The following is a 17,038-nucleotide window of genomic DNA, read 5'->3' on the forward strand; positions in this document are numbered from 1 at the left end:
GTGTATCCCTTAACCGCGTGGCGTCACTACGGCCAGCTTGGTAGCCGGTACCGGAGCGCTCTTGGCGGGTGTGACCTGGGGCAGGTTGCTGGCTTCCAGGGCTTGTTTTTGTAGGGCCAGGGCCGCGAGGGTTTCCTTGGAGGCCATCGGGATCACTTCCGGATCCACCGGCGAACCCGGACGAACACGTTGCAGGCCCTTGACGATGATGGTGTCATCCTTGTTCAGGCCGCTACGCACGATGCGCAACCCTTCGATTTTCGGACCCAGCTCGACCGAGCGGTAAACGGTCTTCTTGTCGGCGTCCATGACCAGCACGAATTTCTTGCCAAGGTCGGTGCCCACGGCTTCGTCGTTGATCAGCACGGCGGCGTAGGTGCCGCTACCGACCAGCTTCAGGCGTGCATACAGGCCTGGGGTGTAGGCGCCGTCGCTGTTGTCGAACACCGCGCGACCGCGAATGGTGCCGGTCTTGGGGTTGACCTGGTTGTCGACGAAGTTCATCTGGCCCAGGTGCGGGTTGCCGGTTTCGTTGGACAGGCCAAGGTATACCGGGGTGCTCTGGCCACGTTTGCCCTGGCGCGCGAGCTGGGTGTATTTGAGGTAGACCCGCTCGTCGGCGTCGAAGTAGGCGTAGACCTTGTCGGTGGAAACCACGCTGGTCAGCGCCGTGACATCGGCACTGACAATGTTGCCGGCGGTGATTTCGGCACGGCTGACGCGGCCGCTGATCGGGGCGGTGACACGGGTGAAGCTCAGGTTCAGTTTTGCCAGGTCCAGCTGCGCCTGGGTGGCGTCGACCGCGGCCTTGGATTCCTGGGCGGAGCTGCTGCGGGTGTCGGCCAGTTCGGCGGAAATCGCATTGCTGCTCAACAGGCGCTTGCCGCGCTCAGCCTCGTTGGCGCTGCGGCTGGCGCTGGCGCGGGCTTGTTGCAGTTGGGCTTCGAGACGATGGACTTCAGCCTGGTAGGGGCGTGGGTCGATCTGGAATAGCAGGTCGCCTTTCTTCACCAGTGCGCCTTCAGTGAAGGCGACTGAGTCGATCTGGCCCGATACGCGCGGACGGATCTCGACGGTTTCCGGGGCTTCGAGGCGTCCGGTGAACTCGTCCCATTCGTTGACCGGTTGTTCAATGACCTTGGCCACGCTGACCTTGGCCGCCGGCATTGCACCACCTGCCGCCACGGGCGCTTTACCGCAAGCACTCATCACTACGACTGCCAAGGCAGCCAAAGGAAAGCGCAAAAGTTTAAGTGACTGTTCCATGGGGGGAGTCCGCCAATCTATTGAGATGGGCGGATCATGCTGTGAGGGCCGGTTTCAGACGAATCGAATGAAGCGAAGGTAACTATCATTCGGAATGATATCAATCCGATCCCAGCCCTCTAGCATGCGCTTTTTATTAGGGTGCTATCTATTCCGCAAATGGCAAATCACTGTTGCGTGGAATGCAAAGGCTGTGTCATTGCATTGACCGGAGCAGCCATTTGCAGAGCCGTCAACGCCTCATAGCGAGGCCCTGACCACCAATGGACAATCAACTTGCTGGGCTCCCGATACCTCAAGGGCCTCGATCAGGTGCCGGGTAGCATTGCGACCAATCTCGTAGTAGGGCAGTTGCACCGTGGTCAGCGGGGGGATGAATAGTTCGGCGATACCGATCATGTTGTCGTAGCCGAGTACGGCGACATCATTGGGAATCTTCAAACCGCAGCCCAACAGCACCTGATAAGCACAAAATGCGATGCGATCGTTGCCACAGATCAGAATGTCGAATTGGGGGCGGCCATCAACGATATGTCGATCGAGGATCGCCGCGGTTTCATCATAGGCGTCATGATTGGAGAGGTCGTATTGCAGGAGTGCGTCCGGGGCCAGCCCGAATGTCCGACAGGCATCTAGCAGGCCTTTTTGTCGCAGTCCCCAGGCCAGGCTCTGTTTCGGCAGATTGATACACAGCGGGCGCCGATAGCCTTGGCTCAACGCGTAATGTACGGCGCGATACTGCCCTGTTTCGTCGTCCGGGACATAACTGACGAGGCGACTGTCATCCGCCAGGCAATTGGCGAGGACCAGGGGCTTGCTCTTCAAACGCTCGGGAATGCTCACCTGGCGTAAACCCATGGCGCTGAAGATCAACCCGTCCGGGCGGTGCGACAACATCAGGTCGATGTTCTGGTCGGTGGGCGGGTTGCTTAACAGGTTGAGGATAAATACATTCCAGCCCGCTTGCTGCGCGGTCTGTTCGATGGACAGCAGGAGCTCGACGGCGAAGGGGGTGGTCGCGGTATCCAGCGCGAACACACCGATGGTTCGCGTCAGGAGGTTGTCGCCCCGAATCCTGCGTGCCGACAGGCTAGGTACGAATTGCAGTTCATCAATGGCGCGACGGACCCGCTGGTAGGTTTCGGGGCTCAGTTTTTCCGGGTTGTTGAGCGCTCGAGAAACCGTCATCAGGGACACGCCGGCCAGCTGTGCAACGTCTTTCACTGAAGTCATGCGAGGCGGGACCGGTCAGGTTGACGGATAATCATGACACATGACCCGGACTTCTCGCGACTGAATGACGCCGTTCACGCCCATCCCGAGGCGAGAGGCCATGCCCTGGGAATGCAGACACGCCCGCCATTGCCGCTTGCGAAAAGCTTCACGCCCAAACTATCGGGCTGCGGATAGAGGCGACTACTGAGGGTGAAGCGCCCGTTTTCGTCGAACACCTCGATGGACGAGCGATCGAGGAACACACGCAGTTCCAGTCGCTCTTGTGTCCGGTCTATCGACACGCTGCGTTGACCTGTGACTTGCGCTCCTGAGTGGCTACGGTCAAGCACCAGACGCTGCAGCAACGCATCGTAGTAGAGCCGGGTTTCTTCGTGGCCATCGTCGCTGCAACGCAAGGCGATTCCCAGTTGGCCTTCAGTGCAACCAAGCAGATCCAGATGCACATGGATTTCGAGCATATCGCCATTCACCTCCGGTACCCGCCGGGTTCCCGACTCATCCCACCAGGGTGTGCTCGCAAAGGGGGCCTTGCGTAGAGCCGTGAGCTCCCGTGCCGGATAGACGCAAAGGCGATCGGCGCATAGTTCAAGTTCACGCGGCAAACCGAGCATGCCGCACCAGTGATGGACGGTGCTTGGCATCGGGCTTTCCCACATGTCGAGCCAGGCCCATACAAGGCGCCGACCATCGGCGGCCAGTTGCGTTTGCGCGGCATAGAAATCGTGGCCGTTATCCAGTTCGATAAAAGGCCCGCCGTTGAAGTGCCATTTGCTGTCGAGTCGGCCGACTCGATAACCGGTCTGGTACTTGTTAAGCCGTTCGTAACCTTGGGGCTGCATGCCCTGGGGGGAGTAAAGCAGTACATCCTGTCCGTTCAGTCGAAACAGATCCGGGCATTCCCACATATAGCCATCGCCCTCGTTGCCGCTGGACACATAGGCAAGGAACTCCCAGTTGTGCAGATCCGCGGAGCGGTACAGCGGCAGCATTGGCACAGCGCCCAGGCGTGCGCCGGCAATCAGATACCAGCCGTCATCCTCCTTCCATACCTTGGGGTCACGAAAATGCATGATGGTGTCTTGCGGCGGGGTATCGATGACCGCGCCATGCTTGGTGAAATGGATACCATCGATACTGGTGGCCAGGCACTGCACTTGACGGATAGAGCCTTCGTCACCCACTTCCCCCAGCCAGGTATGTCCGGTGTAGATCAGCACCAAGGACTCTTCACACACCACCGCGCTACCGGAAAAACAACCGTCACGGTCGAAGTCATCGCCGGGCGCCAGCGCAATGGGCAGATGCTGCCAATGGATCAGATCGGTACTCTTGGCATGTCCCCAATACATAGGGCCCCATTTCGCCTCGAAAGGGTTGTGCTGATAGAAAACGTGATATTCGCCACGAAAGTACACCACCCCGTTAGGGTCGTTCATCCAGCCCGCTTGGGGGGCAAGATGATAGCCGGGACGATAATCGTGGATGACGCGAGACAGGCCGTCACTCAGCGCACGCTGTGCGAGGTCAAGAGAGGCAGACATTGGATCGCTCAGGGTATTCAAAGACAAGGTCATAGGGCGCCTGCTCGTACGGAATGCAGGGGGGCACCATCTGGCAGAGTTTCAATGGCTAGTGCGCGGCGTACCAAGGCCGTGCCGTCGGAGTTGAACAAGTGCAGGTTGCCGATATCCAGCTGCAGCTCGACCCGATCGCCTGATTGCCATCCGGCGTTGACCTCGCAACGACAGATCAGTGGCTCGTCCTGACCGGTGTCGAGGTGCACATAAGTTTCGCTGCCCAGGTACTCGACCCCGGTCACGGTGACGCCGGCGCTACCCTCTGCCGCCGTGAGCGACACGTGTTCTGGGCGAATCCCCAGGCTAAGCAGGGTGTCCGCCGCCAGGTTCGAGCTGTCGAAGGGCAGGGGCGTCATACCCAATACAGGGGATTCGACCAGGCTGTTTTCGCCTGGGGTAAGCAGGCGCGCTGCAAGAAAGTTCATTCTGGGCGAACCCAGAAAACCGGCCACAAAGCGGCTGGCCGGGCGCTCATAAAGTTCGCGTGGTGAACCGATCTGCTCTACGCGACCGCCGTTGAGCACGACAATTTTGTCGGCCAGGGTCATCGCTTCAACCTGATCGTGGGTGACGTAGATCATGGTCGAACCCAGCCGATCATGCAGCCTGGCGATTTCATTGCGCATCTGTACCCGCAGGGAGGCATCCAGGTTGGACAGCGGCTCATCGAACAACAAAATGTCCGGTTCCCGCGCCATGGCCCGGCCCATTGCCACACGCTGACGCTGGCCTCCAGACAGTTCCTTTGGCTTGCGTTGCAGCAGTGTGTCCAGTTGCAGGATTTGGGCAGTTTTCAGCACGCGTTCGCGCAGGCTGCGTTTTTCAAGCTTGGCCAGTTTGAGACCAAAACTGATGTTGTCGTAGACACTCATGTGCGGGTACAGCGCATAAGACTGAAACACCATGCCGACGCCTCGTTCGCACGGTTCCAGGTCGTTGACCCGACGCCCGTCGATCAGCAGGTTACCGTCGCAGATCGAATCCAATCCGGCGATCAGTCGCAGCAGGGTCGACTTTCCACAGCCCGAAGGGCCAACGAAAACCACGAATTCACCCGCAGCGATCTCCAGGCTGACATCACGCAGAATCCGCATGCCGCCCAATTGTTTGTTCACGTTGTCTAGCTTCAACTTGATCACGATGCTGTTCCTTGTATTTGTTGGGCATCAACCCTTTAGCGCGCCGGTAGTGAGACCGGAAACGATTCGGCGCTGGAAGATCAGCACCAGAATCACCAGTGGGACGGTGACCAGCACCGATGCGGCCATCAACAGCCCCCAGGGCAACTCATGCGGGCTCCCGCCGGAAATCAAGGCGATGGCGACCGGCACCGTGCGTTGCGGGTCTGTCAGGGTGAAGGTCAGGGCAAAAAGAAACTCATTCCAGGCAGCGATGAAGGCCAACAAACCAGTGGTGACCAGTGCTGGCCAGAGCAGCGGCAACAGCACCCGGGTAAGTGTGACCCAGGGCGAAGCGCCATCCATGATGGCTGCTTCTTCCAACTCATGGGGCAGTTGCCCCATGAAGGTGGTCAGTACCCAGACGGTGAAGGGCAGGGTGAAAATGGTGTAGCTCAGGATCAGCGCCCAGGAAGTGTTGTATAGGCCCAGCGCGCGGATGACCTCGAACAGCCCGGAAAGCACGGCGACCTGGGGAAACATGGAAACGCCAAGGACCAACATCAATACGGTGCCGCGCCCGCGAAACTTTACCCTGCCCAAGGCATAGGCGGCGGTCAGGCTGAGGAACAGCGCCAGGGCCACCACACAGACCGCAACCACCAGCGAGTTACCGATAGCCCGCAAGAACGAGGCTTGCTGGAGCACCGCCGCATAGTTGGAGAAGTCGGGGCGATCGATCCAATAGCTCACCTCGAACAATGCACTGGAGGGTTTCAGCGAAGTCACTATGGCGTAATAGAAAGGGAAGACCGCATACAGCAGCAGAACCCCGATCAGACACCAGAATCCGAGGCGCAACAGTGCTTTTTTGAATAGGCGCGGGATCATGAGCGGACCTCCAGTTGATGGCGTCCGAGATAGAGATAAAGCATGGCGATCACTGCCACGACCAGAAACAGCAGTGTCGAGGCGGCGCTGCCGTAGCCAACGTCCTGGAACTCCACCAGGTGCTGGCGGGCATAGACAGACATGCTCATGGTGCTCGAAGCGTTCGAGGTCAGCACGTAGATAACGTCGAATACCCGCAGGGAGTCGAGGATGCGGAAGATCGCCGCCACCAGCAACGCGGGCATCAACAGGGGAAGCGTGACACGCCAGAATACTTTCAGCGGGTGAATGCCATCGACCCTGGCGGCTTCGTAGCAATCGCTCGGCAACATCTGCAAGGCAGCAAGCATCAGCAGCGTGACAAAAGGTACGGTCTTCCAGACATCGACAATGATGACCGCCCACATCGACAGATCAGCGTCTGCCGTCCAGGCCAGGGGCACATCAATCATGCCGAGGCTTAGCATCAGGTGATTGATGATGCCGAACTGGTCGTTAAGCATCCATGACCAGATCTTCGCTGAGACAATCGTAGGAATCGCCCACGGAATCAGAATCAACGCACGTACCAGGGCGCGTCCGCTGAACTTGGTGTTCAACAGCAAAGCCACCCATAGGCCCAGTACGACTTCCAATCCCACCGAAACCACCGTGAAATGCAACGTGTTGCGTACAGCGTTCCACCATTGTGGGTCGACCAGAATGCCCGACCAGTTGGCACCGTTGTAGAACAGATAATTGCTCAAGCCGACGAAGGTGCCGCCGCGGGGATCCGCCAGGCTGGCGTCGGTGAGGCTGAACCAGAATGTCCGTAGTAGCGGCCAGGCTGCCACCAGGGCCAGACAGATCAGCATCGGTGTCAGGAACAGCCAGGCGGCGCGTACGCGTCGGCTTTGCACGGGTGTTTCCCTGGCCGGGAGGCTCTTGTCGCAGGGTGCATGAGTAGAAAAGACAGACATGGTGATTTCCTTCCTTGTGGCTTACCAGTTCCGGCGTTTGATGCCAGTGAGCTCGCTTTCCAGCTCGGCCAGCGCCTGATCGACAGGCAGTTCGCCCGCCAGCACACCATGCACTCGGTCAAAAAACGCATTGGAGACCCGTGGATAGCGCTCGGCGGTTATCGATGCGGGGCGCATGACCCCATCGTTGAGAATGCTATGGAGTTGGCTGTAATAAGGCATTGCCGTGAGCAGTTCGGGATCTTGATAGAGCGATTCGATAACCGGGTTATAGCCGCCTGCCAGAGCACGATGTTTTTGCTGCTGCGCACTGGTCAGATAAGTCACCAACTCTGCGGCAAGCTTTGGATGGGCGCTGTAACGTGACACCGCCAGACCCCAACCGCCAAGGGTGGATGCATGCGTGCCGGTCGTGCCGCCTTTGGGCAGGGGAGCGACCCCGACCTTATCTTTTACTGCACTGTCCTGGCTTTGTACCAGGGCCCAGACATAAGGCCAGTTACGCATGAACAGCGCATTTCCCGATTGAAATACGCCACGTCCTTCTTCCTCGGTGTAATTGAGTACGCCACGCGGGGCGATGTCTCCTACCCAGCTTTTCGCCAGGGCCAAAGCTGTCCTTGAGGCCTGGCGGTTGATCACGATGTCGCCTTGTGGATTGACCAGCCCACCTTCGGGTTGGCTGCTGATCCACTCCAGTGCATTACACGTCAGACCCTCGTAGGCGCGCCCTTGAAATAGGTAGCCCCACATATTGGGGTTTCCGGCGTTCCGCTCGGCCTGTTGAATCTCTCTGGCGACAGCGGTCATTTCCTCCCAGGTCTGGGGCACCTGCTTGTTGTACTTGTCGAGCAAGTCCTTGCGGTAATACAGCAGACCCGAGTCGGTGAACCAGGGCATCGTCACCAGTCGTCCATTCACCGTGGCGTTATCCACCTGTGACTGGAAGTAGCCTTGGGTAGCGCCGGCTGGAAGCACCTCGCGCAGGTCCATCAGATGATTGGCCAGCATCCCCGGCCACACCATATCGATTTGGATAATGTCGATGTCGGCGGACTGTGCGCTGAGGATCTGTTGGTAAAAAGACAACCTTTCGGTCGCCGAGTTAGGCGTGGAAACCACCTCGACGTTATGCCCAGTCTGTTTCGACCACGCCTCGACAGCCTCCTTGCAGAGTTGTAATTCCGCGCCCACCGCACCACACGAGATAGTCAAGTCGGCTGCGGTTGAGAGGGATGGAAGCGCTGTGCAGATGGTGAGCAGAGCGGCTGGAAGGAGAGTTTTCAGCTGTTTCATAGAGTCCTCTTTATTTTTGTTTTTATAAAAGTTAACGTTACCATCGCCAATGTAGCAGCGTATTTGAGATCTGGCATCCTTTTTTCCGCGATCCGGACAATTCTCGATTCACGGAAAAAACTGGCCATCCGCGCAAAACCATAAAAACAAGACAGGAAATCCAAATGCAGAAAGCATCAAGCTGGCTACTCGCAGGCGTGCTCGGCACATCGGCGGCTATCACCCAGGCCGATACTCTGGAAGAGCGCATGAGCGCGTTTGAAGCCCGCGCAAGCGCTGCGGAAAAGCGTGCGGCGGCCGCCGAGCTGCAAACCCAGGCGCTTGCGAGGGAATTGCAGCAGATCAGACTCGCCAATCCCACCTTGCAGCCCGCTACGCCCACTGTGGCCGCCATTGCGGCGCCGTCTACTTTGGATGCCCGGGTGGAAAAACTCGAAGCCCATCAGCAGAGCCTGGAAAAGCAGGGCGGTACTGAACATCTCACTGACGGATTCAGCTTCAAAGGCTACGCCCGTTCCGGATTGCTGATTGGCGATGGGTTAGGTGGCGGTCGGGGCGGGCCCTATACCACCCCGGCCGGTTCAGTGGGTGGTGCCGTCGGGCGCCTCGGTAATGAAGACGACACCTACATGCGCATGGACCTGTCGAAGGAAATCTATGCGCAAAACGGTACCCGCTCCAAATTCACGGTCTCCATCGCCGACGGTGTGGAGAGTGCCAATGACTGGACGGCCACCGAAAGCAAGTTGAACGTGCGTCAGGTCTTCACGGAACTCGACCATATCGCCGCGTTCAAGGGCAACTCAGTGTTCGAGAACTCCACCCTGTGGGCCGGTAAGCGATTTGATCGAGATAACTTCGACATCCACTGGTTGGACTCGGATGTGGTCTTTCTGGCGGGCACCGGAGGGGGGATCTACGATATGCAGATGAACAAGAATTGGCGCTCGAACTATTCCTTGATCGGGCGTAGTTACGGGGATTTCAGTCAGGCCGGTATTGATGCAAAGGTGCAAAGCTACATCCTGACCTCCAACCAGTTCTTCGATGACGGTCAGTGGCAGTGGATGTTCAATTCCATCGGCGCAAAGAATAACGATTTCGGTACCCGCACCAATGCGGCGGGGCTGTCGCCAGCGGATTCCGGTTTGCACAGCATGTTGGCCAATCACCAGAAAAACTTTTTCGGCAGGGAAGGCTTCTTCAAGACGGCGCTGCTCTATGGGCAAGGTTTGGGGGCGGAGGTCAAGAATATCGGTTCAGATGGCGAACTGATCAGCGATGCCCGTACTCTGCGCCTGGCGCTTTTCGGCGAGACCCCCGTTGCGCCGGGCTGGCGCATCGGCCCCAGCTTGCTGGCCGAACAAAGCAGGAATAGATACGTCAAGGGTGACGACTATCGATGGCTGACCCTGAACATGCGTTTGGCCAACGAAATCAATAGCAATTTCGAGATGGCCTACGAACTGAGCTGGCAAACCATGAACCTCGATCCCAAGGCCTATCTACAACGTAATGCGGTTAACGGCAACTTCTGGAAATTTACTGTCGCGCCGACCTTCAAGCCCGATGTTGGAGACCTTCTCACGCGTCCTGAGTTACGAGTATTCGCAAGCTATATGAACTGGTCTTCGGACCTGGACAAATACAGTACCTCGGACGCCTTTGGCAAAACTGATTTCGGCGCCGGGGGGGTATGGCAATACGGCATACAGATGGAAACCTGGTTCTAATATCCGCTTTCGCCCAGGAGCAGAGCGCGGTTTCCGAGGATATCAATCGCAACGTGAGCGCGATCAACGACCTGGTTATCCGGAGGACTTTGATCCGCGTGGATGGCGGGGCTGGCCGGTATGCCAGCCTCGTCTGCCCTGCGTGTCCTTGCCTGGCTAGGTGGCTTCCAGCTCAGTCAGCAGGTCCTGATCAATGACCAGCTCACTCGCCGCCAGGTTCTCCCTGAGATGCTCGACGGACGAGGTTCCTGGAATCAACAGGATGTTCGGCGCTCGCTGTAGCAGCCACGCCAGTGCAACACGCATCGGTAAAGCATCCAGCCGTTTTGCGACGTCCGACAGGGTTTTCGACTGAAGTGGCGTGAATCCGCCCATCGGGAAAAACGGTACATACGCGATGCCCTGCCTGCCCAGCTCAGCGATGAGGGGCTCATCCTGCCGATGCGACAGGTTGTAATGATTCTGCACGCAAACTATCCGGGCGATCCCTTGAGCCTGCCTGACCTGCGTCTCGGTGACATTGCTCAAGCCCAGGTGGCGGATAAGGCCTTGCTGCTGCAGTTCGGCAAGCACACTGATTTGCTCTTCAATGGAGCCTTCCGTAGGCGACTGCACGGCTCCCATAGCGCGAAAATTCACTACGTCCAGAACGTCCAACTGAAGATTGCGCAGATTGTCATGCACTGCCTGGGTCAATTCGGCGGGGCTTTGCGCGGGAATCCAGGACGCGTCGGGACCGCGTGCGGCGCCCACTTTGGTCACGATTACCAGGTCACTGGCGTACGGATGAAGCGCTTCGCGGATCAATTGGTTGGTGACATGCGGGCCGTAGAAGTCCGCGGTATCAATGTGGTTCACCCCCGCGGCCAGGGCTTCGCGTAGCACCGCGATGGCCGACTCGGGATCCTTGGGCGGGCCGAAGACCCCAGGGCCAGCCAACTGCATCGCGCCGTAGCCCATGCGGTTGACGGACCGGGTGCCCAGTAAAAAACTGCCTGCTTGAGTGATATCGCTCATATCTTGCGCCTCGGTAGATCGCGGGTGATGGTCCACTATAGGCATTGACCGTCTTACTGATAATCATGCGTAATCTGCACAGGCTGTACGCTGGAGCGAACAATGACGACGGATATGCAAGACTTGCTGGCCTTTATGGCCGTGGTGAAAGCCGGTGGTTTTCGAGAAGGAGGGCGCGTGAGCGGCAAGTCGGCTTCAAGCCTCAGCGACGCGGTTCGGCGCATGGAAGCCCGGCTGGGGGTGCGCTTGCTCAATCGCACGACCCGCAGTGTCGTGCCGACAGAGGCCGGTACGCGCTTGATGGAGCGCATCGTGCCGGCACTCGACGAAGTGGCGGCGGCGCTGGATGTGGTCAACGATTTTCGCGACAGGCCGTCGGGCACGCTCAAGCTGAACGTGCCCGTCAGCGCCGCGCGCCTGGTGCTGCCGTCGATTATCACGCCCTTCCTGCAGACCTATCCCGACATTACCCTGGAGGTGGTCATTGAAGAAAGTTTTGTCGACATGCTCGCGGCGGGTTGTGACGCAGGGATTCGTTATGAGGAACGTCTCGAACAGGACATGATTGCAATTCCCATCGGGCCGCGTTTTCAACGTTTCGCGACGGCGGCCTCACCCGCCTATCTGGACGCCAGAGGCCGGCCCGAGCACCCGCGAGATCTGCTTGAACATGCCTGCTTGCGTGGCAAGTTCCCCAGTGGGGCGATGCCGCTTTGGGTTTACGAACGTGGCGACGAAACGGTTCGCGTCGACCCGACCGGCCCATTGGTGGTCAATGTGGGGGGCGCGATGGAGTTGGCGGTGCAGGCGGCAATGGATGGTCTGGGCGTTGTCTACCTGTTCGAGGACTGGTTGCGACCTTATCTTGATAGTGGCGCGCTGGAACCGGTGCTTGAGCCATGGCGGCAGAGTTTTAGCGGACCCTTTCTCTACTATTCCGGACGCCGCTACCTGCCCTCGCCGCTGAGAGCGTTTGTGGATTTCATAAAGGAAAACTGAAACGTTGATGCTCGATAGTTCAGCAGGCGCATAGCCTGTTCCAGGAGCAGCGCGAAGACGATGGCCGCGCATGCGAAGACGAACAGGAGGGCATGATTACCGCCGCTGGCGTTGAACAGCGCCGAGTAGGCAAACCCGGCCACGGCCTGGAACGTGGCGAACGACACCGTGGCGCGACCAAGGAAGATCGCGCCACTGGCCAGGCCTTTACGCGATGCCGGTACATGAGGCAACACCGTCGCGGCCACCAGCACCATGATCGCGCCACCGGCAATGCCTGACAGTAACGGTCGGTCGACGGATCGTGGCGCTGGAAAAGTCCCTGGGTGCAACGCTTTTCCTGCGGACCTCCGAGGGATACGCACTGACGGCGGTCGGTGAAGCGGCGTTGCAGTCAGTGGAAAAGATGGAGCATTGCGCGCTGGAACTGGAGCGGCAGATTGACGGACTCGACGACCGGCTGACCGGCATCGTTCGAGTCAGTACCACCGATTCCCTGGCCATCGACTTCCTGATTCCGGCGGTGGCGCGTTTGCACGAAAAGCATCCGGACATCCGGGTTCAACTGGATGCGTCTACTCAGATAATCAGCCTGGCGAAGCGTGAAGCGGACATTGCCGTGCGCAATACCCGCCCGGACAATCCCGATCTGATTGCCCGACGCATTGCCCGCTGGCCGGTGGGGCTGTTTGCATCGCAAGGTTATGTCGACGTCCGAGGCGTGCCAACGCCAGGTTCGTCGTTCGAGGGGCACGACCTGGTGGTGTATCAGCCGTACTTGCAGGGCAACAAGGATTTGACGCTTGTCCCGGAGAAACTGTCCACCAGGCTCGCCACCACCATTTCCCCCATTCGCGTGCGGGTCTGAAGCGTTGCGCTGGCGCGATGCGGTTGCAGTACCACTTGCTCGTTGCCAAACAGTGCCTCGGGAACGTTCGGCTCATCGACGAATACATCCAGCGCCGCACCGGCGATCTCCCCAGCGGCAAGCGCCGCCAGCAGATCGACCTCGTTGACCAGCTTGCCGCGGGCCACGTTGATCAGATAGCCGTCCTTGCCCAGTGCTTGCAGCACCTGGGCATTGATGATGGCTTCCGCCTTGTCGGCGGCGGCCGCGAGAATCAATGCATCACTGTCGCGGGCCAATTGCTTCAGATCGGCGACGAAGGTGTGGTTCACGTCGCTCATCGGCTGCAAATCGGTGTAGCTGATCAGGCAACCGAACGCCGCGGCTCGGGTCGCCACCGCACGGCCGACCCGGCCCATGCCGACGATGCCGATGCGCATGCCGGACACCTGACGGGCCAATGGCAACGGCGCCAACGGTGTTGCACTATGGGGCCATTGGCCCGAACGCACATAACGATCACTGGTACAAAGTCCCCGACACACGGCAATCAACAATCCGATGGCCAGGTCGGCGACATCTTCGGTCAATGCGCCAACAGTCGTGCTCACGCGGATTCCGCGATCCCTGGCGTAAGCCAGATCCACCGCATCGGTGCCCACGCCGTTGACCGCCACCACTTCCAGTCTGGGCAACCGGGCCATCAAGGCCTGGCTGATTCCGGTATGCCCGCCGGTGATCACGCCACGAATGTTCGCGGCGTGTTCCTGCAAATAGGCGGGTTTGTCGGTCTGCTCGAAGTAACGTCTGATGGTAAACAGCTCATCCAGCCGGGCGTTGATTTCGGGAATCAGGATCGGGCTGAGTTGCAAGACTTCTGGCTTCATGTGGACCTCGCGTAACGGAATAAAAAGGCCGGTTCAACCGCGACCGGCAAACGGCATGGCGCTGGCCATGACGGTCATGTTCAGGACGTTCGCCGACAGCGGCAGGCCAGCGATGTAGCGCACGGCATCGGCCACATGCTTGACATCCACCATCGGCTCCACCGCGATGCTGCCGTTAGCCTGGCGCACGCCTTTGGTCATGCGTACCGACATTTCGGTCAGGGCGTTGCCAATGTCGATCTGGGCGCAGGCGATGTTGAATTCCCGACCATCCAGGGCCAGGGATTTGGTCAGCCCCAGCACCGCATGTTTGCTGGCGGTATAGGCGCTGCTGAACGGGCGTGGGGTATGGGCCGAGATCGAGCCGTTATTGATGATGCGTCCACCCTGTGGCTGTTGCCGACGCATCAGTCCGAAGGCGCCACGGGCGCAGAGAAAAACGCCGTTGAGGTTGGTGTCGATCACGTTTCGCCACTGCTCGAATGTCAGTTCATCCAGCGCCACGGCGGGGGCATTGACCCCTGCGTTGTTGAACAGCACGTCCAGGCGTCCGTAGACCTCGGTGATGGTTGCAAACAGCGAGTCGACACTGACCGGGTCGCGTACATCGGTGGGCACCGCCAACGCTTCGCGCCCTTCGCACGCCGCTAGATCAACCAATGCCTGCAAGGGCTCCAGCCGGCGTCCAGCCAATACCAGTGTGTATCCGTCGGCCATCAGCCCCAGGGCCACGGCGCGGCCGATCCCGCTACCGGCGCCGGTTACGAGGGCCACTTTCAAAAGGGGAGTGTTAGACATGTTGTTCCATCCTTTCTCGAATCAGTACGGTGAGTGGTCGGTTCAAGGTCGCTGAGCGACGCGCATTTCCAGTTGGCCGATGCCATCGATCCCGGCGTTGATGATGTCGCCTGGTTGCAGTACATCGACGCCCGCCGGGCTGCCGGTCATGATCAGGTCTCCGGCCCTCAGCGCGACCGATTGAGAGATGCGGCTGATGACTTCACTGACTGACCAGATCTGACTGTCGAGGCTGTCGCGCTGGCGCTCCTGGCCATTGACGCTCAGCCACAAATCGCCATCGGGGTGCCCCGCGCGAGTGACCGGTACGATGGCGGTCATCGGCGCGGCACCGTCGAACACCTTGGCGCCTTCCCACGGCAAACCCTTACGCTTGGCCGCACGCTGGACATCACGCCGAGTCAGATCAAGACCGGCGGCGTAGCCCCAGACATAGACCAGCGCCTGGCTCTCTGGAATATTGGCGCCCCCCTCGCCGATGGCCACGACCAATTCGATTTCGTGAGCGAACTCTTCCGTCATTGGCGGGAACGCCACTTCACCCACGGCATCCACCACATTGCTCGCCGGTTTCATGAAAAACACCGGCGGCTGTCGGGACTGGCCTTGTGTGTCCGGCCAGGGGTAATTGCGGCCGACGCAAAACACCCGACCGACGGGGAAACGTTGCTGGCTGCCGGCAACCGGCAAGGTCACGGGCAGATCGGGGGTAAAAACGTATTCGGGCATGTTCATCCTGGTAGAAGTCCTGTTGGAAGCGTCAGCGTACGGCGGCAATCTATTGTGAAGTTGGACGAAAGCCGCTTCGTGTTGGAGAAATAGGCGTTTCTGGGCTCAGCGCACCTTGAGTTCAATGCGATACAGCCGGCCGAGCAGCAATGAGTAGGACAGGGTGCCGACCAGGGCCACGCCGCCAATGAACCAGAAGGCCCAGGCAAACGAGCCCGTCGCGTGGACGATCGCGCCAATCACGATAGGGGTGACGATGCCACCGATGTTGGCGGCCAGGCTGGTGATTCCGCTGGTCAGGCCGATCAGTTCCTTGGGGGCCACTTCCGACACCGCCGCCCACGACGACGAGGCGATCCCTTGGGCGAAGAAGGCCGTGGTCAGCACGGCAATGCAGATCAGGTTCGAATCGGTGAAGTTCACCAGGACGATCGACATCCCCAGCATTGATCCGACCACCAATGGCAATTTGCGCGCAAAGGACATTGAATAGCCGCGGCGTATCAGCAGGTCGGAGACAATGCCGGCGAGCAAAATGCCGACCGTTGCGCCCACGAACGGCAGCACGGCAAAGATGCCCGCCTTGATCATGGTCAGTTGCCGTTCTTCGATCAGGTACGTGGGAAACCAGGTGAGAAAGAAATACAGCGCAGAAGTACTGGCAAACTTGCCGATGCAAATCGCCCAGATCTGCCGATAGCCAAACAGCTCGGCGATTTGTCGCCAGTTGAACCGGGTACGTGCCTGACTGCACTTGACCAGTCCACCTCCGACTTCGATGTACTTCAGTTCTTCCTTACTGACTTTTTTGCAGTTCAGCGGATCGCGGTACACATACAACCAGATCACCCCGAAAACAATGCCGAGTATCCCGGTGCTGTAGAACACATGGCGCCAGTCGTAGGTCGTGGCCAGCCATAACAGCACGCCGGTAAACAGTGCCGTGCCCAAATACTGGCCGCACACGTAAATGCTGCTGGCCAGCCCCCGTTCGCGGGCCGGAAACCACACCGTGACCGCACGGCTGTTGGCCGGAAATGCTGGAGCCTCCATGGCGCCGACGGCCAGGCGCAAACCGAACAACGAAGCGAACCCGGTAGCAAAGCCTTGGCACACGGTGACCGCCGACCAACCGATCAGCGACACCCCGTAGGTGAACCGCGAACCGAAGCGATCGGCAATGAACCCGGCGGGTACCAGTGCCAGTGCGTAGGTCCAGGCAAACGCGGAGAAAATCAGGCCCATTTCGATCTTGTCCAAGCCCAGGTCCTTGGCCATGAACGGTGCCGCAATCGAAATGTTTACCCGGTCGATGTAGTTGATGATGGTCGCGATCAGCAGCAACGACAGCATGAACCAGCGCTGGCGGGTCGGCAGTCGCTGAGGGAGCAGGGCATCCTGGGCACCGACAGCCACTGTCGAGGCGGTGGACGGGGAGGTTGGCGAATTCGACATGAATAGACCTTTTTATTGTTGGATGAACCGAGATATCTGCGCGCAGCCGGCTCCGTTGCCGCAAATGCCGAGGGCAGGGCAATCACTGTTTGAATGAGCGGCGCGGACAGTCACTGCCAGGCGTTCAGAGACGCCTGGCAGCCAGGGCGTTCGAGGTGAAGCCGGGAGGGTCGAAGAGGGATAAAAGCAGGTTCATGGCGTGCGCACCTTTTGATTGTTTTTGGACGGGT

General features: G+C 59.2%; 14 protein-coding genes and 2 pseudogenes. 3 read left to right on the top strand and 13 right to left on the bottom strand.

Annotated features, from left to right (window positions below; translation table 11 throughout):
* Window positions 1–9 precede the first annotated feature (9 nt).
* The 7 genes from mexE to AC07T0_RS18340 form a co-directional block, all read right to left on the bottom strand.
* Window positions 10–1,266 (bottom strand): multidrug efflux RND transporter periplasmic adaptor subunit MexE, encoded by a 1,257-nt coding sequence (gene mexE, locus AC07T0_RS18310; protein WP_495002540.1) that lies wholly within the window; start codon window positions 1,264–1,266, stop codon window positions 10–12.
* A 240-nt stretch (window positions 1,267–1,506) separates the two neighbouring features.
* A complete protein-coding gene (locus tag AC07T0_RS18315; RefSeq protein WP_495002541.1) occupies window positions 1,507–2,499 on the bottom strand; it encodes a LacI family DNA-binding transcriptional regulator in 993 nt (330 codons plus the stop codon).
* Window positions 2,500–2,573: 74 nt separating this feature from the next.
* The gene (locus AC07T0_RS18320) at window positions 2,574–4,076 is read right to left on the bottom strand and encodes a glycoside hydrolase family 32 protein (RefSeq protein ID WP_495002542.1); all 1,503 of its coding nucleotides are present in this window, start codon (window positions 4,074–4,076) and stop codon (window positions 2,574–2,576) included.
* Window positions 4,073–5,218, bottom strand: coding sequence for an ABC transporter ATP-binding protein (locus AC07T0_RS18325; RefSeq protein WP_495002543.1), 1,146 nt, complete (start codon window positions 5,216–5,218; stop codon window positions 4,073–4,075). The genes AC07T0_RS18320 and AC07T0_RS18325 overlap by 4 nt, the downstream gene beginning before the upstream one ends.
* Before the next feature lie 27 nt (window positions 5,219–5,245).
* Window positions 5,246–6,088, bottom strand: a complete 843-nt coding sequence (locus AC07T0_RS18330) for a carbohydrate ABC transporter permease (RefSeq protein ID WP_495002544.1) — start codon at window positions 6,086–6,088, stop codon at window positions 5,246–5,248.
* Window positions 6,085–7,047 carry a carbohydrate ABC transporter permease gene (locus AC07T0_RS18335; protein WP_495002545.1) on the bottom strand — a complete coding sequence of 321 codons (963 nt, stop codon included), beginning with the start codon at window positions 7,045–7,047 and terminating at the stop codon, window positions 6,085–6,087. Before AC07T0_RS18335 ends, AC07T0_RS18330 begins: the two co-directional genes overlap by 4 nt.
* Window positions 7,048–7,068: 21 nt before the next feature.
* Window positions 7,069–8,343: an ABC transporter substrate-binding protein gene (locus AC07T0_RS18340; protein ID WP_495002546.1), complete on the bottom strand. Its 1,275-nt coding sequence runs from the start codon at window positions 8,341–8,343 to the stop codon at window positions 7,069–7,071.
* Between the two features lie 164 nt (window positions 8,344–8,507).
* On the opposite strand from AC07T0_RS18340, the gene AC07T0_RS18345 reads away from it, so the two are divergent.
* The gene (locus AC07T0_RS18345; RefSeq protein ID WP_495002547.1) at window positions 8,508–10,076 is read left to right on the top strand and encodes a carbohydrate porin; all 1,569 of its coding nucleotides are present in this window, start codon (window positions 8,508–8,510) and stop codon (window positions 10,074–10,076) included.
* Between the two features lie 156 nt (window positions 10,077–10,232).
* On the opposite strand, the gene AC07T0_RS18350 is transcribed toward AC07T0_RS18345, so the two are convergent.
* A complete protein-coding gene (locus tag AC07T0_RS18350) occupies window positions 10,233–11,093 on the bottom strand; it encodes an aldo/keto reductase family oxidoreductase (RefSeq protein ID WP_495002548.1) in 861 nt (286 codons plus the stop codon).
* Between the two features lie 102 nt (window positions 11,094–11,195).
* Between AC07T0_RS18350 and AC07T0_RS18355 the strand changes: the two genes are divergently transcribed.
* Window positions 11,196–12,092 (top strand): LysR family transcriptional regulator, encoded by an 897-nt coding sequence (locus AC07T0_RS18355; RefSeq protein WP_495002549.1) that lies wholly within the window; start codon window positions 11,196–11,198, stop codon window positions 12,090–12,092.
* Here the strand turns inward: AC07T0_RS18355 and AC07T0_RS18360 are convergent.
* Window positions 12,041–12,268 (bottom strand): annotated as a pseudogene (locus AC07T0_RS18360) (hypothetical protein); the annotation flags it as partial. The gene AC07T0_RS18355 and the pseudogene AC07T0_RS18360 sit on opposite strands and share 52 nt — an antisense overlap.
* A 110-nt stretch (window positions 12,269–12,378) precedes the next feature.
* Here AC07T0_RS18360 and AC07T0_RS18365 point away from each other — a divergent pair.
* Window positions 12,379–12,939, top strand: a pseudogene (locus tag AC07T0_RS18365) (LysR family transcriptional regulator); the annotation flags it as partial.
* Here AC07T0_RS18365 and AC07T0_RS18370 read toward each other — a convergent pair.
* The 4 genes from AC07T0_RS18370 to AC07T0_RS18385 all read right to left on the bottom strand — a co-directional run bounded on the left by AC07T0_RS18370 (window position 12,861) and on the right by AC07T0_RS18385 (window position 16,808).
* Complete coding sequence (locus AC07T0_RS18370) at window positions 12,861–13,826, bottom strand: 2-hydroxyacid dehydrogenase (RefSeq protein ID WP_495002550.1); 966 nt, start codon at window positions 13,824–13,826, stop codon at window positions 12,861–12,863. The pseudogene AC07T0_RS18365 and the gene AC07T0_RS18370 sit on opposite strands and share 79 nt — an antisense overlap.
* Window positions 13,827–13,859: 33 nt before the next feature.
* On the bottom strand, window positions 13,860–14,624 hold the full coding sequence (locus AC07T0_RS18375) for an SDR family oxidoreductase (protein ID WP_495002551.1): 765 nt from the start codon (window positions 14,622–14,624) through the stop codon (window positions 13,860–13,862).
* Window positions 14,625–14,666: 42 nt separating this feature from the next.
* Window positions 14,667–15,359: a fumarylacetoacetate hydrolase family protein gene (locus AC07T0_RS18380; protein WP_495002552.1), complete on the bottom strand. Its 693-nt coding sequence runs from the start codon at window positions 15,357–15,359 to the stop codon at window positions 14,667–14,669.
* 99 nt (window positions 15,360–15,458) lie between these two features.
* Entirely contained in the window at window positions 15,459–16,808 is a 1,350-nt protein-coding gene (locus AC07T0_RS18385; protein WP_495002553.1) for an MFS transporter, read from the bottom strand.
* Window positions 16,809–17,038: the final 230 nt, after the last annotated feature.

This window comes from Pseudomonas sp. GW821-FHT04D07, from assembly GCF_059420225.1.

Bases quoted from the DNA above. Each gene is read 5' to 3' on its own strand.
- mexE (WP_495002540.1), bottom strand. From the start codon at position 1,266: ATGGAACAGTCACTTAAACTTTTGCGCTTTCCTTTGGCTGCCTTGGCA.
- AC07T0_RS18315 (WP_495002541.1), bottom strand. From the start codon at position 2,499: ATGACTTCAGTGAAAGACGTTGCACAGCTGGCCGGCGTGTCCCTGATG.
- AC07T0_RS18320 (WP_495002542.1), bottom strand. From the start codon at position 4,076: ATGACCTTGTCTTTGAATACCCTGAGCGATCCAATGTCTGCCTCTCTT.
- AC07T0_RS18330 (WP_495002544.1), bottom strand. From the start codon at position 6,088: ATGATCCCGCGCCTATTCAAAAAAGCACTGTTGCGCCTCGGATTCTGG.
- AC07T0_RS18335 (WP_495002545.1), bottom strand. From the start codon at position 7,047: ATGTCTGTCTTTTCTACTCATGCACCCTGCGACAAGAGCCTCCCGGCC.
- AC07T0_RS18340 (WP_495002546.1), bottom strand. From the start codon at position 8,343: ATGAAACAGCTGAAAACTCTCCTTCCAGCCGCTCTGCTCACCATCTGC.
- AC07T0_RS18345 (WP_495002547.1), top strand. From the start codon at position 8,508: ATGCAGAAAGCATCAAGCTGGCTACTCGCAGGCGTGCTCGGCACATCG.
- AC07T0_RS18350 (WP_495002548.1), bottom strand. From the start codon at position 11,093: ATGAGCGATATCACTCAAGCAGGCAGTTTTTTACTGGGCACCCGGTCC.
- AC07T0_RS18355 (WP_495002549.1), top strand. From the start codon at position 11,196: ATGACGACGGATATGCAAGACTTGCTGGCCTTTATGGCCGTGGTGAAA.
- AC07T0_RS18370 (WP_495002550.1), bottom strand. From the start codon at position 13,826: ATGAAGCCAGAAGTCTTGCAACTCAGCCCGATCCTGATTCCCGAAATC.
- AC07T0_RS18375 (WP_495002551.1), bottom strand. From the start codon at position 14,624: ATGTCTAACACTCCCCTTTTGAAAGTGGCCCTCGTAACCGGCGCCGGT.
- AC07T0_RS18380 (WP_495002552.1), bottom strand. From the start codon at position 15,359: ATGAACATGCCCGAATACGTTTTTACCCCCGATCTGCCCGTGACCTTG.
- AC07T0_RS18385 (WP_495002553.1), bottom strand. From the start codon at position 16,808: ATGTCGAATTCGCCAACCTCCCCGTCCACCGCCTCGACAGTGGCTGTC.